Here is a 26,790-nt window from a genome sequence, read left to right on the forward strand (position 1 = left end):
CCTATTCAATGCTCAATGAGGATTCCCATGCGCGCGATTCGCATGCTGTTGGTTTCTGCCCTTACCCTGGGCTCCCTGTCGGCTTACGCTGGTGAGCAGGATGTACAGCGTCTGACCCAATTGCTGGAGAAGTCCCAGACCATCGAGGCCAACTTCTCTCAGCTGACCCTGGATGCCAGTGGCACGAGCCTGCAGGAAACCAGCGGCAAGATGACGGTAAAACGTCCCGGCCTGTTCTACTGGCACACCGACGCACCCCAGGAGCAGGTGGTGGTTTCCGACGGCAAGAACGTCACCCTGTGGGACCCTGACCTTGAGCAGGCGACCATCAAGAAGCTCGACGTGCGCCTGAACCAGACCCCGGCGTTGCTGCTGTCCGGTGATGTGTCGAAGATCAGCCAGAGTTTCGACATCACCTCCAAGGAGCAGGGCGAAGTCATGGACTTCACCTTGAAGCCCAAGACCAAGGACACCCTGTTCGATTCCCTGCGTATTTCCTTCCGCAAGGGTTTGGTCAACGACATGCAACTGATCGACAGTGTCGGCCAGCGCACCAATATCCTGTTCAACGGGGTGAAGGCCAACCAGGCGGTGCCGGACAGCAAGTTCAAGTTCGACGTCCCGAAAGGCGCGGACGTCATCAAGGAGTAACCAGAGCCCGCCATGGACCTGTTTCGAAGCGAACCCGTCGCCCAGCCCCTGGCGGCCCGCCTGCGTCCGGCGAACCTGGACGAGTACGTCGGCCAGGAGCACCTGCTGGCGCGCGGCAAGCCGCTGCGCGAGGCGCTGGAGCAGGGTGCGTTGCACTCGATGATTTTCTGGGGACCGCCCGGGGTGGGCAAGACCACCCTGGCGCGGTTACTGGCGCAGTTCTGCGATGCTCACTTCGAAACGGTTTCCGCGGTGCTGGCCGGGGTCAAGGAGATCCGTCAGGCGGTTGAGGTGGCCAAGCAGCAGGCGGGGCAGTACGGTCGGCGCACCATCCTGTTCGTCGACGAGGTGCATCGCTTCAACAAGTCCCAACAGGACGCCTTCCTGCCATATGTGGAAGATGGCACGCTGATTTTCATCGGCGCTACCACTGAGAACCCGTCCTTCGAATTGAACAACGCCTTGCTGTCGCGGGCGCGGGTGTATGTGCTCAAGAGCCTTGACGAGCCGGCGTTGCGCAAGCTGGTTGACCGCGCGTTGAGTGAAGAGCGCGGCCTGGGCAAGCGCAACCTGCGGGTAGGCGACGATGCCTTCAAGATGCTGATGGCGGCCGCCGATGGCGATGGCCGACGCATGCTCAATTTCCTCGAAAACGCCTCGGACCTGGCAGAGGACGGTGGAGAGATCGGTGTCGACCTGCTGCAAAGCCTGCTCGGCGACAGCCGTCGCCGTTTCGACAAGGGCGGCGAGGCGTTCTACGACCAGATTTCGGCGCTGCACAAATCGGTGCGTGGTTCCAATCCCGACGCGGCCCTGTACTGGTTCGCGCGCATGCTCGACGGCGGCTGCGACCCGCTGTACATCGCACGCCGGGTGGTGCGCATGGCCAGTGAGGACATCGGCAACGCCGACCCTCGTGCGCTGAGCCTGTGCCTGGCGGCCTGGGATGTCCAGGAACGCCTGGGTAGTCCCGAGGGTGAGCTGGCGGTGGCGCAGGCCATCACCTACATTGCCTGCGCGCCAAAGAGCAACGCCGTCTACATGGGCTTCAAGACGGCGTTGCGTGAGGCCGCCGAGCATGGCTCGCTGGAGGTGCCGCTGCACCTGCGCAACGCGCCGACCAAGCTGATGAAACAACTGGGGTATGGCGAAGAGTACCGCTATGCCCATGACGAGCCGGATGCTTACGCCGCTGGTGAAGATTACTTCCCCGAGCAGCTTGAACCCCGCCAGTATTACCAGCCGGTGCCCCGCGGCCTGGAACTGAAAATCGGCGAAAAGCTTCGCCATCTGGCTGACCTGGATCGCAACAGCCCACGGCAGCGGAGAAAACCATGATCGCACTCATCGCCGCCGTCAGTGCGGGTGGCATCGCTGGCACACTGCTGCGCTTCGCCACCTCGAACTGGGTATCGGCCCACTGGCCACGGCACTTCTATCTCGGTACGCTGGCGGTCAACCTGGTGGGTTGCCTGCTGATCGGCCTGCTTTACGGCCTGTTCCTGCACAAGCCGCTGGCGCCGGTCGAGCTGCGCGCCGGGCTGATTGTCGGCTTCCTCGGCGGCCTTACAACTTTTTCCTCTTTCTCGCTCGATACCGTGCGCCTGATGGAAAGCGGGCAGGTACCGCTCGCCTTGGGCTATACCGGTATTAGCGTGATGGGGGGCTTGCTCGCAACCTGGGCCGGCCTGTCCCTGACTCGATTCTGAACCAACCTAAACATAACGAGAGAACGATATGCTCGATGCCAAACTGTTACGCGGCCAACTTCAGGAAGTGGCGGATCGCCTGGCCTCCCGTGGCTTCAGCCTGGATGTCGCGCGCATCGAATCACTGGAAGAGCGCCGCAAGGCGGTGCAGACCCGTACCGAGCAACTGCAGGCTGAGCGCAATGCCCGCTCCAAGTCCATTGGCCAGGCCAAGGCCAAGGGCGAGGACATTGCGCCGCTGATGGCCGATGTCGAGCGCATGGCCAACGAGCTGGCCGCTGGCAAGGCTGAACTCGATGGTATCCAGGCTGAGCTGGACGGCATTCTTCTGACCATCCCCAACCTGCCGGATGCCAGCGTACCGGTCGGCGCGAGCGAAGAAGACAACGTCGAAGTGCGCCGCTGGGGCACGCCGCGTGCCTTCGATTTCGAAATCAAGGACCACGTGGCCTTGGGCGAAATCAGCAAAGGCCTGGACTTCGAAGCCGCAGCCAAGCTGTCCGGTGCCCGCTTCGCCGTGCTGCGTGGCCCGATCGCCCGTCTGCACCGCGCCCTGGCGCAGTTCATGATCAACCTGCACACCGGTGAACACGGCTACGAGGAACACTACACCCCGTACATGGTGCAAGCCCCGGCCCTGCAGGGTACCGGTCAGTTGCCGAAGTTCGAGGAAGATCTGTTCAAGATCAGCCGCGATGGCGAAGCCGACTTCTACCTGATTCCTACCGCCGAAGTGTCGCTGACCAACCTGGTGGCCGACCAGATTCTTGATGCCAAGCAATTGCCGCTCAAGTTGGTTGCCCACACGCCTTGCTTCCGCAGCGAAGCGGGCGCCTCCGGCCGCGACACCCGCGGCATGATCCGTCAGCACCAGTTCGACAAGGTCGAGATGGTGCAGATCGTCGAGCCGTCCAAGTCCATGGAAGCGCTGGAAGGCCTGACCGCCAATGCCGAGCGCGTGCTCCAGCTGCTGGAACTGCCCTATCGCGTGCTGGCGCTGTGCACCGGCGACATGGGCTTCGGTGCGGTGAAGACCTACGACCTGGAAGTGTGGGTGCCTAGCCAGGACAAGTACCGCGAAATCAGCTCGTGCTCCAACTGCGGTGACTTCCAGGCCCGACGCATGCAGGCGCGCTGGCGTAACCCGGAAACCGGCAAGCCTGAGCTGGTGCACACCCTCAACGGCTCTGGCCTGGCGGTCGGCCGCACCCTGGTGGCTGTTCTGGAGAACTACCAGCAGGCCGATGGCTCGATCCGCGTGCCCGAGGTGCTCAAGCCATACATGGGTGGTGTCGAGGTCATCCGCTAAATGGATTTCCTGCCCCTGTTCCACAAGCTGCAAGGCGGCCGCGTACTGGTCGTCGGCGGTGGCGAAATCGCTTTGCGCAAAGCGCGCCTGCTGGCCGATGCCGGCGCCGTGCTGCGGGTGGTCGCGCCCGAGGTCGACAGCCAGTTGGCCGCGCTGGCCCATGAAGGTGGCGGCGAGGTGCAGGTGCGTGGCTATCGCATGAGCGATCTGGACGGCTGCCGTCTGGTTATTGCCGCGACCGATGACACTGCGCTCAACGCCCAGGTCTCGGCCGATGCCCAGGCACGCAGCCTGCCGGTCAACGTGGTGGATGCCCCGGCGCTGTGCACGGTGATCTTCCCGGCGATCGTCGACCGCTCACCCCTGGTGGTGGCGGTTTCCAGTGGCGGCGATGCCCCGGTGCTGGCGCGGTTGATCCGCGCCAAGCTCGAGGCCTGGATTCCGTCGGCCTATGGCGAACTCGCTGGCCTGGCTGCGCGGTTCCGTGACAAGGTCAAGGGCTTGTATCCGGATGTCAATCAGCGTCGGGGCTTCTGGGAGACGGTGTTCCAAGGCCCCATCGCCGAGCGCCAGTTGGCCGGGCAGGGCGCCGAGGCCGAGCGCCTGCTGCAGGCCATGGTCGAGGGCGCGCCGGTGCAGCAGGGTGGTGAGGTGTATCTGGTGGGGGCCGGTCCTGGCGATCCAGACTTGCTGACCTTCCGTGCCTTGCGCCTGATGCAGCAAGCCGATGTGGTGTTGTACGACCGTCTGGTGGCCCCGGCGATCATCGAGATGTGCCGGCGTGATGCCGAGCGTATCTACGTGGGCAAGCGCCGCTCCGACCATGCCGTGCCGCAGGACCAGATCAACCGCCTGCTGGTCGATCTGGCCCGCCAGGGCAAGCGTGTACTGCGGCTCAAGGGCGGTGATCCGTTCATCTTTGGCCGCGGTGGCGAGGAGATCGAGGAGCTGGCCGAACAGGGTATCCCGTTCCAGGTAGTACCGGGCATTACCGCGGCCAGTGGTTGCTCTGCCTACGGCGGTATTCCGTTGACCCATCGTGACTATGCGCAATCGGTGCGCTTCGTCACTGGCCATCTCAAGGACGGCACCAGCAACCTGCCTTGGAATGACTTGGTCGCGCCTGCCCAGACGCTGGTGTTCTACATGGGGTTGGTGGGGTTGCCGACCATTTGCGCCGAACTGATTCGCCATGGCCGTGCGGCCAGCACGCCTGCGGCGCTGGTGCAGCAGGGGACTACGCGAAATCAGCGGGTGTTCACCGGCACCCTGGCAGATCTGCCAGAGCTTGTGGCCCGGCACGAAGTGCATGCGCCGACCCTGGTGATCGTGGGGGAGGTGGTGAAATTGCGTGAGAAGCTGGCCTGGTTCGAAGGGTCGCAGCAAGATTGAGTAACCGGGGCCGCTTAGCGGCCCCCGTTATTTCAGTCTTTCCAGATGCCTTTACCCACCAAGCGTTGCCGATCGTGTGGCAGGTTGAAGTCCTGCAGCGGCCCCTTTGGCACGATGCCTGTCGGGTTGATGGTCTTGTGACTCATGTAATAGTGCTTCTGGATGTGCTCCATGTTCACCGTCTGCGCAACGCCGGGCCATTGGTACAGTTCACGCAGCCAGTTGGACAGGTTCGGATAGTCGGCCAGACGACGCAGGTTGCACTTGAAGTGGCCGTGGTACACCGCATCGAAACGTATGAGCGTGGTGAACAAGCGCACATCGGCTTCGGTCAGGTACTCACCGGCCAGGTAGCGCTGGCGGCTTAGCAGGTCTTCCAGGGCGTCCAGTTCATTGAACACATCGTCGAACGCAGCCTCATAGGCTTCTTGTGTGGTGGCGAAGCCTGCGCGGTAAACACCATTGTTCACCGTAGGGTAGATACGGGCATTGAGCGCGTCGATGGTCGGGCGCAGCGGCTCGGGATACAGGTCCAGCAGGTTGCCGGTCAGTTCGTTGAACGCCGTGTTGAAGATCCGAATGATCTCGGACGACTCGTTGTTGACGATGCGCTTTTGCTGTTTGTCCCACAGCACAGGCACGGTGACGCGCCCGGTGTAATGCGGATCGTCTTGGGTATAGCGCTGGTGCAGGTAGCTCAGTGCGTCCAGGTGATCGCCGGTGGAGCCGTTCTGGACGTCGAAAGTCCAGCCGTTTTCGCCCATCAGCCAGCTCACCACCGACACGTCGATCAGGGGTTCGAGCCCTTTGAGGGCGCGTACGATCAGGGTGCGATGGGCCCATGGACAGGCCAGCGAGACATACAGATGGTAGCGGCCGGCGTCAGGAGCGGGTAGCGCGTTGCGGCGTTGGGCGTTTTCACGTTTGAAGGCGCCGTCCTTGCCATTTTCATACCACTGGTCGTGCCAGCGGCCGTCGATCAAAAGGCCCATGCTGAGCTCCTCGGAACAAAGTGTTTGTCGTTGGAGCCCAGTCTAGGTGAAAACGTTCGAATAAATAGCGCAAAGACTGGGGGTCTTTGATCGGCTAATTCGATTGTTTGCGCGCGGTCCAGTAGTGGCGAGCGGTTTCGAAGGCCTCCTCCCGCGATTGTCCAAGCCCTCGCAACGCCAAGGCCATCGTCGCGACCACGGCCATTTCGCCATAGCTGTCCTGTGCCTCGCCCCGCCATACCGTCATTAGATGTTCCGGTTGCAGGCTGGCTGGCTTGACATGACGGCGCTCACTGAGTGCCGGCCATTCCTCGTCCCATGCCTCGCCGGCGGAGGTGCCGTACAAGTGGCTGATGACATCGGGGTTGACCTCGATTTCGCCTCCATCGCCCTTGATGACCACGGCATGGTCGCCAAGCAGGCGGCTGGCCTCGCGATGCACGGCCTGGTAGCCGGGGTGGAAGATGCTCTGCAGGCCACAGCGGGCACCCAAAGGATTGAGCACCCGGGCCAGGGAGTGAATCGGTGAGCGTAAGCCAAGGGTGTTGCGCAGGTCGATCATGCGTTGCAACTGGGGGGCCCAGTCTTGCAGTGGGATGAACGCCAGTTGCTGCTGGTCCAGGGCACTGGACACCGCTGCCCAGTCGCGGCACAGCGGAATGTGCAGCAGGTCGAGCAGTTGCTCGGTGTACAGACGTCCGGCAGTGTGCGCGCCGCCGCCGTGCAGCAGGATGCGCACACCGTTTTGGGCCAGGCATTTGGCCGACAGCAGGAACCAGGGCAGGTGGCGCTTCTTGCCGGCATAGCTGGGCCAATCCAGATCGACGGCCATCGAGGGTGCTTGCAGGTGTGCCCGCAGGGCTTCGGTGAAACCGGCCAGCTCCTCGGCACTTTCTTCCTTATGCCGCAACAGCATCAGGAATGCACCCAGCTGAGTGTCCTCGACCTGGCCTTCGAGCAGCAGGGCCATCGCGGCGCGGGCTTCCTCACGGGTCAGGCTACGGGCGCCGCGCTTACCCTTGCCCAGAATGCGTACGAATTCGGCGAAAGGGTGCTCGGCCGGGGTTTGCAGAGTGAGTGGGCGCGGGCTGTTGGTCATCGGCTCGGTCATATACAGTTGGTCGGCTTGGGCAGGCCCGCCAGCTTGGCGGCGAGTTTGGCGGGCGTGCCATTGAACAGGCGGTTCAGGTGCGGGCTGTTGCCCTTCTCCGGGCCCAGCTTGAGCGCGGTGTACTTGATGAGCGGGCGGGTGGCCGGGGACAGCTGGTATTCCTCATAGAACTGACGCAGCAAAGCGAGGATTTCCCAGTGATCCGCGGTCAGGGAAATGCCTTCGCGGCTAGCGAGGGCTTCGGCAACCGGCTGCGACCAGTCTTGCAGGTCGACCAGGAAGCCGTCTTTGTCCAGGGCGATGTCGCGATCACCGACAGTCAGGGTACTCATAGCCAGCTGTTGACCTTGTCATATTCCAGCGAAAGCGCGACGAAAGCCGGGTAATCGACAGGCTTGGCCAGGTCGCTATCGAGGGCGCGCGCCTGCAGGTCTTCTTCGAGGGCGAACAGGCGTTGTCCGAGGCCGCTGGCCTGCAGCGCAGCATAGGGTTCGCTGCCCGGGCGCAGGGCGTACACCGCGTCGCCGCACAGCAGCAAGCCATCCCCGGCACCCAGCAGGCGCAGGCAACTGTTCAGGCGGTCATCGCCAAAGGGGGAGTGGGCAATAACATGCAGGGTCGTCATCAGAGGGTCACCACCAGGTCGAAACGGGCGATCAGTTCAGCAAGGGCCTCGTCTTCCAATACTTGCACTGGCAGCGCCAAGGCTTGGTCGCTCAGGCCGCGCCGGTTCAGGCTGTGGCCGCAGGCGAAAAGCGCTTCGACACCGAACATCGGCAAGGCCTGCAGGTTGGCGGCAAGATTTTTCTGCTGCACGGTGGACGGTTGCTGGCCTGGGGTGAGCTGGAACACGCCATCGTCGAGAAACAGCATGGCCAATGGCAGGTCGAACGCGCCGCCGGCCAGTGCAATGTCCAGCGCCTCTCGGGCCGAGGGCCCGCTCCAAGGTGCCTGGCGGCTGATGATCAACAGGGACTTGCTCATCTTAGTCGCCTCCGAAGCAGATCAGGCGATCGGCGAGCTGAGCGGCCTCGTGCAACTGGCCCAGGCCCGACAATGCCCAGGGTTTGGGCAGGTTGACCGCCGGACGCTGGTACCGGTTGGCTTCGGCATCGTCGAGCACGCCGCGACGCAGGGCGGCGGCGATGCACACCACGGCGTCGAGCTGGTGTCGCTCGACGAAGGTGCGCCATTGGCCGGCCAAGTCCAGTTCATCCTGGGGTGCGACGATATTGGCCGAGGCGCTGTGCACGCCATCTTGGTAGAAAAACAGTCGGACAATTTCATGCCCGCCCGCCAACACCGACTCGGCAAAGCGCAGGGCGCGACGCGAGGAGGGCGCGTGGGCCGGGGAAAACACCGCAATTGCGAATTTCATGGGCAACTCGTGTAAAGGAATGACGCCATGATAATGCAAAACAGCCCGCACCTGTTGGGGCGGGCTGGGCCCTGTGGCGGGTTCTAGAGGCTGTTCAAAACCGCGCCTTGCTTGGCCATCCACTTGAGCAGTGCAGTGATCGGCACGCTGCGATGAACCTCGCGGCAGTGCGGACGGCCTTGTGCGGTGCGATGCTCCCGGTAGCGGCTCACGATCAGGTGTTGGCCATCGTCGGACACCCTGGCTTGCAATTCATGCAGCAGAACGGACTCCGATGCGGCACGTTCCAGGCGTCTGAACAGCAACATCGACGCATTGGCTGGGTCACTCATCGCCTTGCTCCCGGCAGCTAGGAACCCACGCAATGTGCTTGCCGGCCTTGCCCTCGGCCACATAGTGGGCGCGCACCATCGCGGTGTAGTCGCGCACGGCGCGGTAATAGTTCGGCGCCTCTTGCAGCACGTCGGTCAGCGCAAGCGCCTGGGCGCGTCCTGCCACTGCGCCACCGGTCATGGCAACGGTGTTCAGGGTCTGGACCGTGTCGCTGTTGTCGCCGAACGGGTCGATGGCCAGGCTCAGTACGCGTCCCGTGGCGTCGCGCAGGTTATGCGAGCCCAGCAGCGGCAGTTCCACGATAGGCCCGGCACCGATGCTCCAGACGCCGAAGGTCTGGCCAAAGTCCGCGCTGTGGCGCTCCAGGCCCATCTTCCCGGAAACGTCGATCAGGCCGGCCAGGCCGAAGGTGGTGTTGAAGATGAACCGCGACAGGGTAGTCATCGAGCGTTCGACATTGCCTTGCAGCAAGTCGTTTACCCATACCTTGGGTTCACCGAAGTTGGCGACGAAGTTGTGCACGCCCTGCTGGGCGGCTTCGGGCAGTTGGGTATAGCCACGGGCGACCGGCGCCGCGATGTAGTCATCGACGCCTCGGTTGAAGGCAAACACCGCGCGGTTGGCCGGCTCGGCGGGGTCACTGATCTGGTAGCGGGGGTCGCTGCACGCGAGGGTCGTTGAAGCGGCCCGTTGGCTACAGCCCCCGGCGCTGAGCAACAGGAGGGCCAGCAGCGCACTGCGGGCAGATGCCGATAGCAAAACAGAAGCAGACATGGATGCATTCCTGACGAGAACGGGTGCAGATGCTGCGGGTGCTTTTTTGCCTGGGCATGTCCGCTTTGTCTCCGTCCTGATGCATTGTTTCCGGGTTGAAATATATGACGGCACCGGTCGGATGGTCTTAAATACGCCATCTTGCCTATTCCCGTGGTGCCATTGTGTGAGTCATTTGCTGATTGTCGACGACGATGTCGAAGTGCTGGACCTGCTGCAGAAATTCCTCCGCCAGCACGGCTATGACGTGGAGGTGGCCAGCGATGGTGCAGGCCTGTGGCGGGCATTGGCGCGACGGGTACCGGATCTGGTCATCCTCGATGTCATGCTGCCCGGCGAAAGCGGCCTGGTGTTGTGCCAGCGACTGCTCGCCGAGCACCAGTTGGCAGTGATCATGCTCACCGCCATGGGCGAGCTGAGTGATCGCGTGGTAGGGCTGGAGCTGGGCGCGGATGACTACCTGACCAAGCCGTTTGCCGCTCGTGAGCTCCTGGCCCGGGTCAGGGCGGTCTTGCGACGTGCCGGTGAAGCCCCGGTGCCGGCGGGCAATTCGCGCACGATTCTTGAATTCTCGGGCTGGCAGCTGGACGTGGTGAGGCGCGAACTGCGCTCTCCCCAGCAGGTGATGATACCGCTGTCCAATGGCGAGTTCGAATTGCTGTTGGTGTTCGCCGAGCACCCACGGCGAGTGCTGAGCCGTCAGCAACTGCTCGACCTTGCGCGCGGTGAGACGCATGAAGCGTATGACCGCAGCGTCGATGTGCAGGTCAGTCGCTTGCGTCGCAAGCTGGAGACCGATAGCCAGGTCGAACCGCTCATCCGCACGCTGCGCAACGTCGGTTACCTGTTCACGCCAACGGTGGTAAGGCGGTGAAGGCAAGGGCGCTAGGCCGTCAGAAAGGGTGGCGTCCCCGCATCACCATCACCCGCTGGATCGCGATGACGACGCTGGTCGCGATGCTGGCTTTGCTGGCCGTGCGTGGCCTGCTCAGTCTCGTGCTGGAAACCTGGGCGCAACCGCCCTTGCTGCAAAGCGGAATCATCGAGCGAATCGCTTCCGTCACTCGCATCCTCGACGTCGCGCCTGTGGAGCAGCGCGCGACGATTGCCCAAGCGGCCGGTGACACTACCTACCGCGTGCAATGGCTGCAGCGGCATGCCGACGCGGGTATCCCCAGGGTGAGGGATGCAGGCTTTCCCGAGGGCGAGCCGATCTTGCGTGCGTTGCTGGGTCGGCCCGATGCCAGGATCGAAGCCTACGGGCCACCGAACCTGCCGCCCGAGCTGGCGGGGCAGGGTTATGCGCTGATGATCGAGTTGTCGGATCGTTCATGGGTGGTGTTTCGCGCTCCCTCGCGCAATTGGGGGCTGGATGAGTTGCCCCGCTACCTGATAATCCTCGTACTGATGCTGGCGTCCAGCGTTGCCGTGGCCGTGCTGGCTGGCCGCTACCTGGCAAGTCCACTGGAGCGCTTTGCCGAAGGTGCGCGGCGATTCGGCAAGGACTTCAACGCACCGCCCATTCCGGTGGTCGGCCCCCATGACCTGCGCCAGGCGATACTCGCGTTCAACGCCACGCAGGCGCAACTCAAGCATTTTCTCAATGACCGCACGCAGCTGCTGGCCGCCATTTCCCATGATCTGCGGGCGCCGTTGACACGGATGCGACTACGTGGCGAGTTCGTCGAAGACAGCCAATTGCAGGCGAAGCTGTTCAAGGATGTGGACGAAATGGAGTCCATGGTCAACGCCGCACTCGAGTTCTTCAGGGACGATGCGCGGTTCGAGCAGACCACGGCATTCGACCTGGGCGAGTTGCTGCAGACGGTGGTGGACGATTACAAGGATGCCGGTGTGGAGGTGGCTTTCGACGGCCCGCGTCACTGGGTTTACGTCGGGCGGCCGATTGCGCTCAAGCGAGTGCTGGTCAACCTCATCGACAACGCCGCCAAGTATGGCCGGGAGCCGAGGCTTGAATTGCGCGTGAGCGCTGATGAGTTGCAAATCCAAGTGCTCGACCGTGGGCCAGGCATCGCCCCGCAATTGCATGAGCAGGTCTTCGCGCCGTTCTTCCGTATCGAAGGCTCGCGTAACAAGACTACCGGAGGGGTGGGGCTTGGGTTGGCGACGGTGCGTGCGATCGTGCTTGAGCAAGGGGGGAGCGTAACCCTGACCAACCGCCCAGAGGGTGGGCTGCAGGTCAGGGTCACGTTGCCGATCGATTGATCAGAGCCCCAGGTCGCTGAGGCCTGGGTGATCGTCCGGACGACGGCCCAGTGGCCAGCGGAATTTGCGCTCCGCTTCGGCAATGGGCATTTCGTTGATGCTGGCGTGGCGGTTCTGCATCAGCCCGTCCTCGGCGAACTCCCAGTTCTCGTTGCCGTAGGCACGGAACCATTGGCCGCTGTCGTCGCGGTACTCATAGGCGTAACGCACTGCAATGCGATTGCCGGTGAACGCCCACAGCTCCTTGATCAGGCGGTATTCCAGTTCGCGGTTCCATTTGCGGGTCAGGAAGGCCTGGGCCTGTTCACGGTTGGTGGCGAACTCGACGCGGTTGCGCCAGCGGGTGTCCGGGGTATAGGCAAGCGCGACCTTCGCCGCATCGCGGCTGTTCCAGCCGTCTTCGGCGAGACGGACTTTTTCGATGGCCGAGGCCTGGGTGAACGGTGGCAGTGGAGGACGGGACATCGTGGTATTCCTCTAATGAAGGGAAGGAACGGATCTGTTGGCGACGATGTGTGGCCATTTCGTCGATCGGCACGATGAAGGCTACTATTGCGCACGCTGGCGGAGAATCCGCGCGACCGGCACTTCATAGTTGCGGCCGGTGGAATAATGCGCGGTTGCTTGCGAGGATGACCAGCCGGGGCTGCGCGGGTAACGCAGCCCCCGCCAGCCGTTTACGCGGCGTCGCTCAGGGAGGCCTGGCCGGCCTTGCCACGCTGGCCAAGCCAGACCAGCAGCAGCCCGGCGCCTGCCAACAAACCACCCGCCATGGGCACTGCAGCGTAGCCCAGATCCACGCTGATCACCGCCCCACCCAATGCCGCACCCAACGCATTACCCAGGTTGAAGGCGCCCACGTTGATGGACGATGCCAGTCCTGGCGCCTCGCTGGCGGCGATCATCACCCGCATTTGCAGCGGTGGGACCACGGCGAAGGTGAACACCCCCCAGATCAGCAGGGCGGCAGCGGCGCCGACATGGCTGGCCAGCACCAGGGGCATCAGCAGCATGATCACGGCCAGCACGCCCAGGAAGATTTTCGCCGCCCCGTCCAGCGACCAATCGGCCAGGCGTCCGCCGAGGCTGTTGCCAAAGGTGAAACCCACGCCGATCAGCACCAGGGCGAGGGTGACGAAGGCGTGCGAGGCCCCGGTCAACTCGGAAAGTACCGGCGCTACGTAGGTGTATAAGGTGAACATGGCGCCTGCGCCCAATACGGTGGTGGCCATGGCCAGCAACACGCTGGGGCGGGCAATCACTGCCAACTCCTTGCGCACGTGAGGCACACTGCCGCGTTCACCTTTGGGCAGTGCATACCACAGCGTCGCCATCGCCAGCAGGCCGAGCACGGCGGTGCCAGCGAAGGCCATGCGCCAACCGACCTGCTGGCCCACCCAGGTGGCGGCGGGCACGCCACCGATGTTGGCGATGGTCAGGCCCATGAACATGGTGGCCACGGCACTCGCTTGCTTGTCCTTGGGTACGACACTGGCGGCCACCACTGCGCCCAGGCCGAAGAAGGCACCATGGTTGAGGCTGGTGACCAGGCGCGAGGCCAGCAGCGTGTAGTAGTCCGGCGACAGCGCCGACAACAGGTTGCCCAGGGTGAAGATGCTCATCAGCCCCATCAATGCGGCACGCTTGCCGAAGCGGCTGAACAGCAGGGTCATGATCGGTGCACCGACCATGACGCCCACGGCGTAGGCGGTAATCAGCATGCCCGCGCTGGGAATGCTGACCCCAACGCCGTCAGCGATCACCGGCAGCAGGCCCATGGGGGTGAACTCGGTGGTTCCGATGCCGAATGCGCCGATGGCGAGGGCGAACAGAACCCGTTTGGAGGAAAGCGTGCTCATCGGCAGCTCCGGTTTGAAAATAGGGAAGATCGCAGGTGAAACGGTGTCGTCTGAAAGCGAGCGTGATCACTGCAGGAACGGGCTTGCCCGCGAACACGGGCACTGCCCGCGCCACCCACTGCGCAGCGTGCTTCGCGGCCCAGCCCGCTGCTGGTTTCAGTCCCAGGCGGGCGCCAGGTTGTCCGGGCTGACTTCTCGGCCGTTGCGCTCGAGGGTAGCGATGCGCGCCATGTCGCCATCGTCCAGGCGCAGGCTGCGGGCCAGCAGGTTGCTTGCCAGGTTCTCGCGCTTGGTGGACGACGGTATCACCGCATATCCCAGTTGCATGGCCCAGGCCAATGCCACCTGTGCCACGGTGGCCTTGTGCTTGTTGGCGATCTCGGACAGTACCGGGTCTTTCAAGACCTTGCCGTAGGCCAGTGTCATGTAGGAAGTGACGGTAATACCCTGTTCCTTGAGGAACGCCGCGAGCTTGCGGTTTTGCAGGTAAGGACTCAGTTCGATCTGGTTGGTGGCGATCTCGCCTTTGCCGACCACCTCGATTGCCTGTCGGGTCAGCTCGATGTTGAAGTTGGAGATGCCGATCTGGCGGGTCAGGCCCAGTTTCTTGGCCTCGGCCAAGGCCGTCATGTATTCGCTCGGTTCGACACCGTTGCCGGGGGCCGGCCAGTGAATCAGCAGCAGATCGACGTACGCGGTGCGCAGTTTGCTCAGGCTTTCGCGCAGGCTGGGAACCAGCTTTTCGGCGCTATAGTTCTCGACCCAGATCTTCGTGGTGATGAACAGCTCGTCACGAGGTACGCCGCTCTTGGCGATGGCCTCGCCGACCTCGGCTTCGTTCTTGTAGATCTGCGCGGTATCGATCACCCGATAGCCCAGCTCCAGGGCGGAGGTGACCGAGTCGATGACGGCCTGGCCGGTAAGACGGAATGTGCCGAGGCCGAAGGATGGAATGCTCATGTAGGCTCCTGATCAATGAAGTTCGTCGTTGTTGCCAGTGGCGAGCAGTGTGCGGGTTTCCCGGGAAATGATTAAGGGCATGCGCGGCCAAGGATATTTGACTTGCAGTCACGAATCGCCGGTGCATCACATAAGTAGTGCTTGGGTGGAGCGGTAGCCTGTTTAGCTTGGGTTTTCACCCAAAGGACCGCCTCCATGACCTTCGAACCCTCCCCACCACACGATGTCGACTCCCTGATCGCCAGCAGGTTGCCGGAATGGCTCACCGCTGCCTCGCTGGATGATCTGAGCAGGTTGCGTACGAGTTTGTTGCAGCAGCAACGCATCCAGCACCAACTGGCGGCTCGCTTCGCCAGGGTGGCGCCTTTGGATACCTTCGGCGAAGCGCTGCTTGGGCAGGCATTGGCAGCGCGCGCGTGGCCGCGAACGGATGTCCGCAGGGCCAAACTGCGCCACACCCGGATCGTGGTTCCCGCACAGGGCGCTCCGGGCGCATTGGGCCGGCGCGTGGAAGAGGTCAGTGAGGTGACTTTACTGGCGGCTGCGCTGCAGAATTTCGCCGAACACGAAACAGCGCCGTCCGGCGCGCTGCACACCTCGGTGATCGTCGATGCGCAGGATGAGCCGTTGGCGCTGCAACCTGCCGCCTTCATGCAGCTTTGCCGCGAGGTGGATGTTGGCGATGCCTATCAACGCCACCTCGATGAGGTTATTGCGAGGCCGGCCGACATGCGCCATTTGCTGGAAGAGGGCGCCCGTGCGGCGCTGGAGGCCTCCGTGCGCCTGGCCCTGCTCAGCGGCGGAATCGACCGGGCAACCTACTACTCGCTGTTGCCTATCATCTCGGTGGCGCCCATCGTCGGCCCGAATTCCGGGCGCGCCGTGCCGTTCGACTTTCGCGTGCTCGGCAAGCGAGTGCGTGGTGGCGTGGCATTCGAGATTCGCCATGGCCTCCAGTCGGATGCGCCGCTGCAGGGGGTAGTGCTGTGGGTTCCGGACGATCCGCATGGCGCGTTGCAACGCTTCGACACCTGGGCGGCCCTCTGGCAGGGGCTTGGGCGGCGTTTCAAGGCGTCGGACTATGCGGCCTTCTTCGCGCGGTTCATCAGTGAGCGCGACCGTCCAGGGTTCGTCCAGGCACTTGATGGCTTGATCCGAAGTGCCGCAGGCCATGGGGCGATCCAACTCGATGGCCGCAGCCACCGGATCCATGCGCCGTTGTTTCGACATCTGCGCGAGGTTCGCGTGGACACGATGCTGGACGATGCAGCGCTTCTGGCTGTCCCTAGTGCGCAGGCGGCCAACGCCGAACGCGAGCAACGAATGTCCGAATACGCAAACGCAGGCCTGAACGTACTGGGGCTGGCTAGCCTGTTCGTGCCAGCCCTGGGCCTGCCCCTGTTGGGCATCGCGGCCCTGCAGATCGCCGATGCGGTCTTCGAAGGCTATGAGGATTGGCAATTGGGTGACCGGGAAGGGGCCTTGAAGCATGTGTGGGGTGTGGCCGAAAACGTAGCCGCAGGCATTACCCTGGCTGGCGCTGGACAGGTTGCGGCCAGGCTGATCGAGCGTTCTGCCCAGGTGGACAGGCTGGTTCCGGTGCTGACGGCTGGCGAGCAGGTCCGGCTGATCGACCCCAGCCTGCCGGGCTACGCAGTGCCTGATCAGGACGTGGCGGTCGGTGAACGCACCCAGGTGGCGGGCACGACGAGGGTGCGTACCCTGCAGGCGACTTATCAGGTACGTGAGGAGCACGGCGGTTTTCGCATCCAGCACCCTCGCAGGTCGTCTGCGTACTCGCCCTGGCTCGATGATAACGGTGAGGGCGGCTGGCGCCATCAGTTGGAAACGCCACGGGACTGGCAGGATCCGCACTACCTGATGCAGCGGTTGGGCAGTGAATGGGCCACACTCGACCGGCAGACAGCCGAACGGGTCATGCATATTGCCGGTTTCGACGAGGACCGGCTGCGCGAGTTGCACCTGGAGCATGCGCCTGCACCTGCGCGTTTGTGGGATGCCTTGCAGCGCTACCAGTTGCACGAGCGCCAGCCTGGCCTGATCGGCGAGGTGTTCGAGCAGCACCTCGCCGCGATGCAGGCCGCACCGACGCCAGCTGCCCAATTGTTGCGTAGGGATTTTCCGGGCTTGTCGGCGCGCGCCGCGCAGGAAATCCTCGAGCACGCCGGCACGCAGCAGATCGAAACCCTGGTCAACAGCGGCCGTGTTCCGTTGCCGCTGGCCACCCAGGCGCGTTGGGCGCTGCGCGACAGCCGCCTGGATCGGGCTTGTGTCGGTTTCTACCAGGCGGACGCGATCAACCCTGACAGCGAACGCTTGGCACTGGGTTTGATTGACCATTGGTCAGCCTGGCCGGACACGCTGCGCATCGAAATTCGCCTGGGCGGCGTCGCTGGAGAGCTTCGAGCGCGCAGCGCTGCCCAGGATGCCACGCAGGTGGGCTACATCATCAAACGTGGACAGGGCTACCAGGCAGTGGATGGCCATGGCACCGGGTTGCCTTCGGCGCAGGTGGACGACAGCTTATTCAAAGCGTTGTGGCTGCAGTTGGTCGATGCCCAGAAACATGACTTGGGGGAGGCGGGCCGCTCGCCCGAGTCCTTGAGCCAGGCCCTTGCCCTGAGGGCCTCTGACCAACGCGAGCGGGCCGCTCACCTGCTGGGCATGGCGCCGAGTGCTCTGGGAGTGCGTCCGCCGGTACGCCTGGGTGATGGCCGGCTGGGCTATCCGCTCAGTGGCGGGGAGATTGGCTGGCTGCCAAGGGGCGAGGCAGTCAATGCCGGCGCTGCCCAGGCGCGCCAGTCGATTCGTGCCGGCGTATGGCACCTGTTTCCGCACCGCTCTGCCGCGGACATCCACTGGCTGATTTTCCAGTTGGCGCGAAGGCCCGGGCAGTCGATCTGGGTTGCCTTCAGCGAACTGGCCAGGCAGGTGGATAGGCTGGAGTCAAGCCTCAGGGCCTGGCGAGGCGTGTACCTGGACCCTGCGTACCGCAGTCGGCAACAAGCGGGGCAGTTGATTCGCGAGGCTTGGGAGCCGGAGTTTTTCGGGCCGCATGGTGTCAGCGAACTGGTGGTGCGCAACCTGCCCATGGGCACCTGGCCAGAGCTGCCAGCGGACCTCGCGTTCAAGCACATACACCGGTTGAGCTTGGTCAATGTGGCCCTGAAGTCGCTGGATGACGCATTTCTGAGTCGCTTCCCCAACCTGCGCCAGTTGCAACTGGGCGGCAACAAACTGGTCGGCGTGCCCCGGCTTGATGGCATGAGGCATCTGAACACGCTCGATTTGCAGTTCAACAAACTGAAGGCCATCGACGGTGTGGGGCAACTTACCGGCCTGGCCGAGTTGATCGCCAACGACAACGAGCTGGTTGCATTACCTGGGTTGGGGGGCCTGCAGCGGTTGACGCGGCTGGATCTACAGCGCAACCGCTTGGCTGATGTCGAGGGTTTGCAACAGATGACCCTGTTGACTCGTCTGGACCTCAGCGACAACCGACTGATCCGGTTGCCTGATTCGATTCACAGACTCGTGCGCGTGCAGTACCTGAGCCTCAGTGGAAACCGATTCGAAAGTCTGCCTGCCGGGATCGAGCAGATGACAGGGCTGCTCGAGCTGGACCTTTCTTATAACCAGCTTGCCGAGCTGCCAAAAGGGCTGGGAGAGCTGAGCCGACTCAGGCAGTTGAATGTAGGCGACAACCGCTTGATCCGTGTGCCTGGGGACCTCGCCAAGCTAAGCCAGCTGAGCGTTCTGGACCTGCGTGACAACCAGCTGACCGCCATTCCCGAGGGTTTGGAGCGCTTGAGGAAACTGCAGGAGTTGTACCTGACAGGCAACCAGATCGTCATAGATGGGCCGGGTGCCCAGCGCCTGGAAGCGTTCAGTGCACTGCGAACCCTGCACCTGGGGGGCAACCCGATCGGCACTGTTCCCGCGCTGCGCAACCTGGATCACCTTAGCCACCTGTCGTTGCGCGCCACTGGCCTGACCGAGCTGCCGCTCGCTTTCCTCGAACGTCATCCTGACCTGTATGTCGACCTTGCCGAGAACCTGATCGTCGATCTGAGTCAGCAGGCGCTGCAGTGGATTCGAAATCACCCGACCCGACTGAATCTTTTTCGTAATCCGCTGGATGTTGAAGCCATGGCCCGGTTGCAAGCCGTCCAGTTGCAACTCGATACGCTCAGTCGACAAGGCCGCAGCCACGCTTGAAGAAGCGGCCTGCGGAAATGCAACGGCCCGCCAAGGAGGCGGGCCGTTGTGGCAAACACGGTCGAATCAGCGGCGGCGGAACAGCGGCAGCGGTTCGTCGGTGGCGGCCTGGTAGGTGACCGAGAAGTCCTTCAGGCTTTGCAACGCATCCTCCGGGTCTTTGTCGGCGCGGATGGCGAAGGCATCGAAGCCGCAGCGGGCCATGAAGAACAGCTGGTCGCGCAGCACGTCGCCTATGGCGCGCAGTTCGCCCTTGAACTTGTAGCGGTCTCGCAGCAGGCGCGCATTGGAGTAGCTGCGCCCGTCGGTGAAGGCCGGGAAATTCAGGGCGATGACCTGGAACTGGTCGACGTCGTCGCCAATCTCCTCGGCTTCTTCGTCGCTGTCCAGCCACACACCCAGGCCACCGTCGCGGGCCTTGAGCACGTGGGCATGGTCTCTCCACAGCTGCAGGGGGACGATGTAGTCGTCGCAGTTGGTCAGCTCGTCGAGGGTGGTTTCCTTGGGCAGCAGGTGCCAGGTTTCGTCGACGAGTTGGTTGTTCTTAATGATTCGCTGCATAGACGCGTTCCTTGAAGGGGTCGATGCCGATACGCTGGTAAGTGTCGATGAAGCGCTCTTCTTCGGTACGCTGTTCCACGTACACGGCAATCAGCTTCTCGATCACATCGGCCATGTCTTCCTGGGCGAAGGACGGGCCGAGGATCTTGCCCAGGCTCGCGCCGCGCGCGGCGTTGCCGCCCAGGGAAACCTGGTAGAACTCCTCACCCTTCTTGTCCACGCCGAGGATGCCGATATGGCCCACGTGGTGGTGGCCGCAGGCGTTCATGCAGCCGGAAATGTTCAGGTCGATTTCCCCGATGTCGAACAGGTAGTCCAGGTCGTCGAAGCGGCGCTGGATGGACTCGGCGATCGGGATCGACTTGGCGTTGGCCAGCGAGCAGAAGTCACCACCCGGGCAGCAGATGATGTCGGTCAGCAGGCCGATGTTCGGCGTGGCGAAGCCGTTCTCGCGCAGCTCCATCCACAGCGTGTGCAGCTGACGCTGCTCGACGTCGGCAAGGATGATGTTCTGCTCGTGGGAAGTACGCAGGAAACCGAAGCTGTAGCGCTCGGCAAGGTCCGCCACGGCGTCCAGCTGTTTGTCGGTCAGGTCGCCTGGTGCTACACCGGTCGGCTTGAGCGACAGGGTCACGGCCACGTAGCCGGGCTTCTTGTGGGCGCGGGTGTTGCGCGAGCGCCAGCGGGCGAAGCCTGGGTGCTCCTGGTCCAGTGCGCTGTAGTCGACGTTTTCCAGCGCCTTGTAGTCAGGGTCGACGAAGTGGCGCGACACACGGTCGACTTCCGCTTGGGTCAGGGTGGTGCTGCCGCCACGCAGGTGGACCATTTCGGCCTCGACCTTCTCGGCGAACACCTCAGGGGTCAGTGCCTTGACCAGGATCTTGATGCGCGCCTTGTACTTGTTGTCACGGCGACCGTAACGGTTGTACACGCGCAGGATCGCGTCCAGGTAGCTGATCAAGTCCTGCCATGGCAGGAATTCGTTGATGAACGAACCGACCACCGGGGTACGGCCCAGGCCACCGCCGACCAGCACGCGGAAGCCCAGCTCGCCGGCTTCGTTGCGCACCGGCTCCAGGCCGATATCGTGGACTTCGATGGCCGCGCGGTCTTCCTGCGAGCCGTTGACCGCAATCTTGAACTTGCGCGGCAGGTAGGCGAATTCCGGGTGGAAGGTGGTCCACTGGCGGATGATTTCGCACCAGGGGCGAGGGTCGACGACTTCGTCGGCAGCCACACCGGCGAATTGGTCGGTGGTGGTGTTGCGCAGGCAGTTGCCGCTGGTCTGGATCGCGTGCATCTGCACGGTGGCCAGCTCGGCCAGGATGTCTGGAACATCTTCCAGCGCAGGCCAGTTGAACTGCACGTTCTGCCGGGTGCTGATGTGCGCATAGCCCTTGTCGTAGTCGCGGGCGATCTTGGCCAGCAAGCGGACCTGGGTCGAGTTCAGCTGGCCGTACGGCACGGCGACGCGCAGCATCGGGGCAAAACGTTGGATATAAAGGCCGTTCTGCAGGCGCAGAGGGCGGAATTCTTCTTCGCTCAGCTCACCGGCCAGGTAGCGGCGGGTCTGATCACGGAACTGCTTGACGCGGTCCTCGATGATCCGCTGATCGTACTCGTCGTATACGTACATAAAAGTCCTGTCTCAGGCTGCATGCAGCTATTCGCGCGCACGGCCGCGCACTCCGGTTTCGGAGCCGGGGAACGATATCAGGTTGTAGTTATGCGCTAAAGTGATGTTTTTGCATATGAAAAGAACTAAACGGACTATGTGAGACTGACTGGCATTTGTTCGCCCGTGCGCCGACATGTTTATACTCGCGACTTTGTTTCGACGGGTGTAACCGCATGCTCAAGGCGTTGTGCCAAAGCCTGTGCCTGAGCCTGCCGCTGGTAGCCAGTGCGCAGGCTGCTTCGGTGGTATTTCTCAACCCAGGCCTGTCCAGCGAAGCGTTCTGGACCAGCTATTCGCGTTTCATGCAGGCGGCGGCCGACGACCTGGGCATGACCCTTCGGGTGGAGTACAGCGAGCGCAGTGCCGAGCGTGCGCTGGTTCAGGCCCGGACGATTCTCCAGGGGCCGCAACGACCCGACTACCTGGTGCTGGTCAACGAGCAGTACGTGGCGCCGGAAATCATCCGGCTGTCCCAGGGCACCGGGGTCAAGTTGTTCCTGGTCAACAATGGCCTGACCGCCAGCCAGGCCCAGAGTATCAAGGCGCAGCCGGAGAAATACGCACAGCTGTTGGGTACCCTAACCGCCAATGACGAACAGGCCGGTTACCAGATGCTGCACCAGATGGTCGCTTTGCTGCCCCGTAGCAACGAGCCCGTGGACCTGGTGGCATTCGCCGGGGTCAAGAGCACGCCAGCCTCGCAATTGCGCGAGCAGGGCATGCGCCGGGCGTTGGCGGACTTTCCCCAGGTGCGCTTGCGTCAGGTCGTGTACGGTGGCTGGAACCGTCAGCGTGCCTTCGAACAGGCCCAGGTGCTGCTTGAGCGATATCCGGACATCAAGCTGGTCTGGTCAGCCAATGACGAAATGGCTTTTGGCGCCATGCAGGCGTTCGAAGCGGCTGGGCGCAAGCCGGGCCGGGACGTGGTGTTCAGCGCGATCAACAGCTCCCCCGAGGCACTGCGGGCACGAATCGATGGACGCCTGGGGGTATTGATGGGCGGGCACTTCACCTTGGGCGGCTGGGCCATGGTGATGCTGCATGATGATGCCCAAGGGGTGTCGATGGATCGTGATGGCCTGCATGAGTACCGGGCGCCGGCGCTGCAATCGATCGACGAGAACAAGGCCCGGCGTTGGCTGAAGCTGCTGGATCGGGACGACTACGGGATCGATTTCCAGCGTTACAGCGCCGAAGGGCGCCCGGCCGGTTTCCAGTATCCGTTTCTTGCGTCACCCGTCGACTATTGAAAAACCCTGCTTGAGAGAAGGGCATCGCTCGTCTTAACTGCTGGTTGTGAAGTGCATTCCCATAACCACTACAAGAGGCAATGCAATGGGAAACTCAACCAAGGTCCGCAAAGCTGACAGCAGCGTCGATGCCTGGGCGATCCTCTGCCTGATCGTCCTGGTGGTGGTCACTGCCGTATATTGGGTCAGCCACCAGTAGCCTTAGTCTTCAGACCGTGACTCAACCTGAGCCGCCCGTGGAAGGGATTTCCGCGGGCGGATTGCGTTTTAGCGGGCGGTGAGGTGCACGGCCAGTTGCACGAGGCCGATTAGCACCAGGATGAACACCAGCGTGAACAACGTGCCCAGCACGATGAAGTGGCTGGCTTTGCCGTGAGTGAAGTCGCGTGCCCGGTTCTTGCCGCTCTGCACGCCGAACGCTGCGGCCAGGATGCTGTGCAGCATCTGCCAGAAGGTGGGCGGCTTGCCTTGGCTGGAATCGTCCATGGGGGCTCCTGATCAATGCAGAGGCATACAAGGACAGTGTAGGTGATAGGTACTGGCCTCATCGCTGGCAAGTCGGCTCCTGCAGGCTCTGCGCCATCGTTGCAGGCGCCGGCGTGCCGGCGATGAACTGTCAGCTGTCGTAACCGAGGTTAGGTGCCAGCCAACGCTCACTTACGGTTACTTCCTGGCCCTTGCGCGCGCTGTAGCTGTCGATCTGGTCCTTGTCGACCTTGCCCACGGCAAAGTACTGCGCCTGCGGGTGGGCGAAATACCAGCCGCTGACCGCTGCCGCCGGGAACATCGCGAAGTGCTCGGTGAGGAATACGCCACTTGGGCCGGTTTCGCCGATGGCGCTGCCGTCGAGCAGGCGGAACAGCGTGGCCTTCTCGGTGTGATCCGGGCACGCGGGGTAGCCTGGGGCAGGGCGGATGCCGCTGTACTGCTCCTTGATCAGCGCTTCGTTGTCCAGGTGCTCGTCCTTGGCATAACCCCAGTGCTCTTTACGCACCTGCTCGTGCAGCCATTCGGCGCAGGCCTCGGCCAGGCGGTCGGCCAGGGCTTTGACCATGATCGAGCTGTAGTCGTCGCCCTTGTCCTGGTAGGCCTTGGCCACTTCCTCGGCACCGATGCCAGCGGTGGTGATGAAGCCGCCCATGTAGTCAGTGACGCCGCTGTCCTTTGGTGCGACGAAGTCGGCCAGGGAGAAGTTCGGCTTACCGTCCGGCTTGATGGTCTGCTGGCGCAGGTGGTGCAGGGTGGCCAGCGTCTGGCCGTTCTCGCCGTACACTTCGATGTCGTCGTCGGCCACCTGGTTGGCTGGCCAGAAACCGAAGACGGCACGGGCGCTGATCAGCTTTTCGTCGATCAGCTTGTCGAGCATCTCGCGGGCATCCTTGTACAGCGCGGTGGCGGCTTCCCCGACCACCTCGTCGGTGAGGATGCGCGGGAACTTGCCGGCCAGGTCCCAGGAGATGAAGAACGGGGTCCAGTCGATGTACTCGGCCAAGGTGCGCAGGTCGATGTCTTCCAGCACCTTGACGCCGGTGAAGGACGGGACGACCGGTTGGTAGCCGGCCCAGTCGTACTTCGGTTTGGCGGCCACTGCCTGGGCGTAGCTCAGGCGCTCGGTGCGGGCGCTGCGGTTGGCGGTGCGCTCGCGCACTTCTTCATAGTCCTGGCGAGTTTTCTCGACGAAGCCTGGCTTGAGCTCCTTGGACAGCAGCTGGGTGGCGACACCCACGGCGCGGGAGGCGTCGGTGACATAGACCACCGCATCGTTGCTGTACTTGGGTTCGATCTTCACCGCTGTGTGGGCCTTGGAGGTGGTGGCGCCACCGATCATCAGCGGCAGGTGGAAATCCTGGCGCTGCATTTCACGGGCGACGTGGACCATCTCGTCCAGCGACGGGGTGATCAGGCCGGATAGACCGATGATGTCGCAGTTCTGTTCACGGGCGGTCTGCAGGATCTTCTCCGCCGGCACCATCACGCCCAGGTCGACGATGTCGTAGCCGTTGCAGCCCAGCACCACGCCGACGATATTCTTGCCGATGTCGTGCACGTCGCCTTTGACCGTGGCCATCAGGATCTTGCCCTTGGCCTCTGGCTTGTCGCCTTTTTCCGCCTCGATGAAGGGGATCAGGTGGGCTACCGCTTGTTTCATCACGCGGGCTGACTTCACCACCTGGGGCAGGAACATCTTGCCAGCACCGAACAGGTCGCCGACCACGTTCATGCCGCTCATCAGCGGGCCTTCGATGACCTCGATAGGACGCGCGCACTGTTGACGGCACTCTTCGGTGTCTTCGACGATGAAGGCTGTGATGCCTTTGACCAGCGCGTGCTCCAGGCGTTTTTCCACCGGCAGCGAGCGCCACTCTTCGTTTTCCACTTCCTTGGCCGCGCCACCGCCCTTGTAGTCATCGGCAATGGCCAGCAATGCATCGGTGCCGTGCGGGGTGCGGTTGAGTACCACGTCCTCGACCTTCTCGCGCAGGACAGGCGGGATCTCGTCGTAGATCTCCAGCTGGCCAGCGTTGACGATACCCATGGTCAGGCCGTTCTGAATGGCGTGGTAGAGGAACACCGAGTGGATCGCCTCGCGCACCGGGTTGTTGCCGCGGAACGAGAACGATACGTTGGACACACCACCGCTCGACAGCGCGAAAGGCAGGTGGTCACGGATGTAGGCACAGGCCTCGATGAAGTCGACGGCGTAGTTGTTGTGCTCTTCGATGCCAGTGGCCACGGCGAAGATGTTGGGGTCGAAGATGATGTCTTCCGGTGGGAAGCCTACCTCGTTGACCAGGATGTCGTAGCTGCGCTGGCAGATCTCCTTCTTGCGTGCGGCAGTGTCGGCCTGGCCGACTTCGTCGAAGGCCATCACCACCACGGCGGCGCCATAGCGCTTGCACAGGCGTGCGTGGTGCTTGAACTGCTCGACGCCTTCCTTCATGGAGATCGAGTTGACGATGCCCTTGCCCTGGATGCACTTGAGGCCCGCTTCGATCACTTCCCATTTGGAGGAGTCGATCATGATCGGCACGCGGGAGATATCCGGCTCGCCAGCGATCAGGTTGAGGAAGCGGACCATGGCAGCCTGGGAGTCGAGCATCCCTTCGTCCATGTTGATGTCGATCACCTGGGCGCCGGCTTCTACCTGCTGCAGGGCGACTTCCAGCGCTTCGGTGTAGTTCTCTTCGCGGATCAGCCGGGCGAATTTGGCGGAACCGGTGATGTTGGTCCGCTCGCCGACGTTGACGAACAGCGACTGACGATCGATGGTGAACGGTTCCAGGCCCGACAGGCGGCAAGCCTTGGGAATATCGGGAATGGCCCGCGGCTTGTACTTGGCCACAGCTTCGGCGATGGCCTGGATATGCGGCGGGGTGGTGCCGCAGCAACCGCCAATGATGTTGAGGAAACCGCTGGCAGCGAACTCCTCGACCACGGCAGCCATTTCCGCCGGGGTTTCGTCGTATTCGCCGAACGCGTTGGGCAGGCCGGCATTGGGGTGCGCCGAAACATGGGTGTCGGCCTTGGTCGCCAGTTCTTCCAGGTACGGACGCAAGTCCTTGGCGCCCAGGGCGCAGTTCAGGCCGACGGAAATCGGCTTGGCGTGTCGCACCGAGTTCCAGAAGGCTTCGGTGGTCTGGCCGGACAAGGTTCGGCCGGAGGCATCGGTGATGGTGCCGGAGATCATGATCGGCAGTTCGACGCCGTCTTCTTCGAACACTTGCTGCACGGCAAAGATCGCGGCCTTGGCGTTGAGGGTGTCGAAGATGGTTTCGATCAGCAGCAGGTCGGCGCCGCCTTCGATCAAGCCACGGGTGGCCTCGATGTAGTTTTCCACCAGCTCGTCGAAGGTGACGTTGCGGTAGCCGGGGTCGTTGACGTCCGGGGAGATCGAGCAGGTACGGCTGGTAGGGCCGAGCACGCCGGCGACGAAACGCGGTTTGTCCGGGGTTTCCAGGGTCTTGGCGTCGGCCACCTGGCGGGCGATGCGGGCGCCTTCGACGTTCAGCTCGTACACCAGCGACTCCATGCCGTAGTCGGCCTGGGAGATTTGCGTGGCGTTGAACGTGTTGGTTTCAAGGATGTCGGCGCCAGCGTCCAGGTAGGCCTTCTCGATGGCGGCGATCACATCGGGGCGGCTGAGCAGCAGCAGATCGTTGTTTCCCTTGACGTCACTTGGCCAATCGGCAAAGCGCGTGCCACGATAGTCGTGTTCCTCGAGGCGGTAACTTTGGATCATAGTACCCATGCCACCGTCGAGGATCAGGATGCGCTCTTTGAGTGCGTTCTGGAGTGCTTGGAGACGAGCGCTGCGGTCGGACATAGGAACTACCTGGTCGGGCAAAAATCAGAAGGTGCCGAATCATA

Annotated in this window: 24 protein-coding genes; 9 read left to right on the forward strand and 15 right to left on the reverse strand. The window is 63.0% G+C overall.

The genetic code is table 11. The features are described from left to right. Positions 1 to 27: 27 nt before the first annotated feature. Genes lolA through cysG form a run of 5 tightly spaced genes read left to right on the forward strand, consistent with a single transcriptional unit; the run spans position 28 to position 5,061 of the window. The gene (lolA, locus tag C4Q26_RS22455; protein WP_023381090.1) at positions 28 to 651 is read left to right on the forward strand and encodes an outer membrane lipoprotein chaperone LolA; all 624 of its coding nucleotides are present in this window, start codon (positions 28 to 30) and stop codon (positions 649 to 651) included. A 12-nt stretch (positions 652 to 663) separates the two neighbouring features. Continuing rightward, entirely contained in the window at positions 664 to 1,989 is a 1,326-nt protein-coding gene (locus tag C4Q26_RS22460) for a replication-associated recombination protein A (protein ID WP_023381089.1), read from the forward strand. Beyond that, positions 1,986 to 2,360, forward strand: a complete 375-nt coding sequence (gene crcB / locus C4Q26_RS22465; RefSeq protein ID WP_023381088.1) for a fluoride efflux transporter CrcB — start codon at positions 1,986 to 1,988, stop codon at positions 2,358 to 2,360. Before C4Q26_RS22460 ends, crcB begins: the two co-directional genes overlap by 4 nt. A gap of 28 nt (positions 2,361 to 2,388) precedes the next feature. Then, a complete protein-coding gene (gene serS / locus C4Q26_RS22470) occupies positions 2,389 to 3,669 on the forward strand; it encodes a serine--tRNA ligase (protein WP_023381087.1) in 1,281 nt (426 codons plus the stop codon). After that, the gene (gene cysG / locus C4Q26_RS22475) at positions 3,670 to 5,061 is read left to right on the forward strand and encodes a siroheme synthase CysG (RefSeq protein WP_023381086.1); all 1,392 of its coding nucleotides are present in this window, start codon (positions 3,670 to 3,672) and stop codon (positions 5,059 to 5,061) included. A 32-nt stretch (positions 5,062 to 5,093) separates the two neighbouring features. Here the strand turns inward: cysG and C4Q26_RS22480 are convergent, their stop codons facing one another. The 8 genes from C4Q26_RS22480 to C4Q26_RS22515 all read right to left on the reverse strand — a co-directional run bounded on the left by C4Q26_RS22480 (position 5,094) and on the right by C4Q26_RS22515 (position 9,649). Next, entirely contained in the window at positions 5,094 to 6,053 is a 960-nt protein-coding gene (locus C4Q26_RS22480) for a glutathione S-transferase family protein (RefSeq protein ID WP_104883567.1), read from the reverse strand. 94 nt (positions 6,054 to 6,147) lie between these two features. After that, complete coding sequence (locus tag C4Q26_RS22485) at positions 6,148 to 7,152, reverse strand: glycosyl transferase family protein (protein ID WP_371919556.1); 1,005 nt, start codon at positions 7,150 to 7,152, stop codon at positions 6,148 to 6,150. A gap of 8 nt (positions 7,153 to 7,160) precedes the next feature. Then, positions 7,161 to 7,496, reverse strand: coding sequence for a TusE/DsrC/DsvC family sulfur relay protein (locus C4Q26_RS22490; RefSeq protein WP_023381083.1), 336 nt, complete (start codon positions 7,494 to 7,496; stop codon positions 7,161 to 7,163). Continuing rightward, positions 7,493 to 7,789, reverse strand: a complete 297-nt coding sequence (gene tusB / locus C4Q26_RS22495; RefSeq protein WP_023381082.1) for a sulfurtransferase complex subunit TusB — start codon at positions 7,787 to 7,789, stop codon at positions 7,493 to 7,495. Before tusB ends, C4Q26_RS22490 begins: the two co-directional genes overlap by 4 nt. Then, positions 7,789 to 8,148, reverse strand: a complete 360-nt coding sequence (tusC, locus tag C4Q26_RS22500; RefSeq protein WP_023381081.1) for a sulfurtransferase complex subunit TusC — start codon at positions 8,146 to 8,148, stop codon at positions 7,789 to 7,791. The genes tusB and tusC overlap by 1 nt, the downstream gene beginning before the upstream one ends. Before the next feature lies 1 nt (position 8,149). After that, positions 8,150 to 8,542 carry a sulfurtransferase complex subunit TusD gene (gene tusD / locus C4Q26_RS22505; protein ID WP_027907070.1) on the reverse strand — a complete coding sequence of 131 codons (393 nt, stop codon included), beginning with the start codon at positions 8,540 to 8,542 and terminating at the stop codon, positions 8,150 to 8,152. A gap of 83 nt (positions 8,543 to 8,625) precedes the next feature. Next, entirely contained in the window at positions 8,626 to 8,874 is a 249-nt protein-coding gene (locus C4Q26_RS22510) for a hypothetical protein (RefSeq protein ID WP_023381079.1), read from the reverse strand. Next, on the reverse strand, positions 8,867 to 9,649 hold the full coding sequence (locus C4Q26_RS22515) for a VacJ family lipoprotein (RefSeq protein WP_104883569.1): 783 nt from the start codon (positions 9,647 to 9,649) through the stop codon (positions 8,867 to 8,869). Before C4Q26_RS22515 ends, C4Q26_RS22510 begins: the two co-directional genes overlap by 8 nt. Positions 9,650 to 9,815: 166 nt before the next feature. Between C4Q26_RS22515 and C4Q26_RS22520 the strand changes: the two genes are divergently transcribed. Both C4Q26_RS22520 and C4Q26_RS22525 read left to right on the forward strand, forming a co-directional pair. Next, positions 9,816 to 10,523, forward strand: a complete 708-nt coding sequence (locus tag C4Q26_RS22520) for a response regulator (RefSeq protein WP_023381077.1) — start codon at positions 9,816 to 9,818, stop codon at positions 10,521 to 10,523. A 65-nt stretch (positions 10,524 to 10,588) separates the two neighbouring features. After that, positions 10,589 to 11,875: an ATP-binding protein gene (locus C4Q26_RS22525; protein ID WP_023381076.1), complete on the forward strand. Its 1,287-nt coding sequence runs from the start codon at positions 10,589 to 10,591 to the stop codon at positions 11,873 to 11,875. Here the strand turns inward: C4Q26_RS22525 and C4Q26_RS22530 are convergent, their stop codons facing one another. The 3 genes from C4Q26_RS22530 to dkgB form a co-directional block, all read right to left on the reverse strand. Next, positions 11,876 to 12,340, reverse strand: coding sequence for a DUF1348 family protein (locus tag C4Q26_RS22530; protein ID WP_023381075.1), 465 nt, complete (start codon positions 12,338 to 12,340; stop codon positions 11,876 to 11,878). Positions 12,341 to 12,552: 212 nt separating this feature from the next. Continuing rightward, complete coding sequence (locus C4Q26_RS22535; protein ID WP_023381074.1) at positions 12,553 to 13,734, reverse strand: MFS transporter; 1,182 nt, start codon at positions 13,732 to 13,734, stop codon at positions 12,553 to 12,555. A 156-nt stretch (positions 13,735 to 13,890) separates the two neighbouring features. Next, complete coding sequence (dkgB, locus tag C4Q26_RS22540; RefSeq protein WP_023381073.1) at positions 13,891 to 14,694, reverse strand: 2,5-didehydrogluconate reductase DkgB; 804 nt, start codon at positions 14,692 to 14,694, stop codon at positions 13,891 to 13,893. Positions 14,695 to 14,889: 195 nt separating this feature from the next. Between dkgB and C4Q26_RS22545 the strand changes: the two genes are divergently transcribed. Continuing rightward, complete coding sequence (locus tag C4Q26_RS22545; RefSeq protein ID WP_104883570.1) at positions 14,890 to 18,933, forward strand: leucine-rich repeat domain-containing protein; 4,044 nt, start codon at positions 14,890 to 14,892, stop codon at positions 18,931 to 18,933. Positions 18,934 to 18,999: 66 nt separating this feature from the next. On the opposite strand, the gene C4Q26_RS22550 is transcribed toward C4Q26_RS22545, so the two are convergent. Both C4Q26_RS22550 and C4Q26_RS22555 read right to left on the reverse strand, forming a co-directional pair. Next, positions 19,000 to 19,494 carry a DUF934 domain-containing protein gene (locus C4Q26_RS22550; protein WP_023381071.1) on the reverse strand — a complete coding sequence of 165 codons (495 nt, stop codon included), beginning with the start codon at positions 19,492 to 19,494 and terminating at the stop codon, positions 19,000 to 19,002. Continuing rightward, the gene (locus C4Q26_RS22555; RefSeq protein WP_023381070.1) at positions 19,478 to 21,130 is read right to left on the reverse strand and encodes a nitrite/sulfite reductase; all 1,653 of its coding nucleotides are present in this window, start codon (positions 21,128 to 21,130) and stop codon (positions 19,478 to 19,480) included. The genes C4Q26_RS22550 and C4Q26_RS22555 overlap by 17 nt, the downstream gene beginning before the upstream one ends. A gap of 215 nt (positions 21,131 to 21,345) precedes the next feature. Between C4Q26_RS22555 and C4Q26_RS22560 the strand changes: the two genes are divergently transcribed. Beyond that, entirely contained in the window at positions 21,346 to 22,422 is a 1,077-nt protein-coding gene (locus C4Q26_RS22560) for an ABC transporter substrate-binding protein (protein ID WP_023381069.1), read from the forward strand. 267 nt (positions 22,423 to 22,689) lie between these two features. On the opposite strand, the gene C4Q26_RS22565 is transcribed toward C4Q26_RS22560, so the two are convergent. Both C4Q26_RS22565 and metH read right to left on the reverse strand, forming a co-directional pair. Next, entirely contained in the window at positions 22,690 to 22,908 is a 219-nt protein-coding gene (locus tag C4Q26_RS22565) for a DUF2970 domain-containing protein (RefSeq protein ID WP_023381068.1), read from the reverse strand. Between the two features lie 130 nt (positions 22,909 to 23,038). Beyond that, on the reverse strand, positions 23,039 to 26,746 hold the full coding sequence (metH, locus tag C4Q26_RS22570; protein ID WP_104883571.1) for a methionine synthase: 3,708 nt from the start codon (positions 26,744 to 26,746) through the stop codon (positions 23,039 to 23,041). Positions 26,747 to 26,790 lie beyond the last annotated feature (44 nt).

Origin of the sequence: Pseudomonas sp. SWI44 (assembly GCF_002947915.1) — a bacterium.
Lineage (GTDB): Bacteria > Pseudomonadota > Gammaproteobacteria > Pseudomonadales > Pseudomonadaceae > Aquipseudomonas > Aquipseudomonas taiwanensis.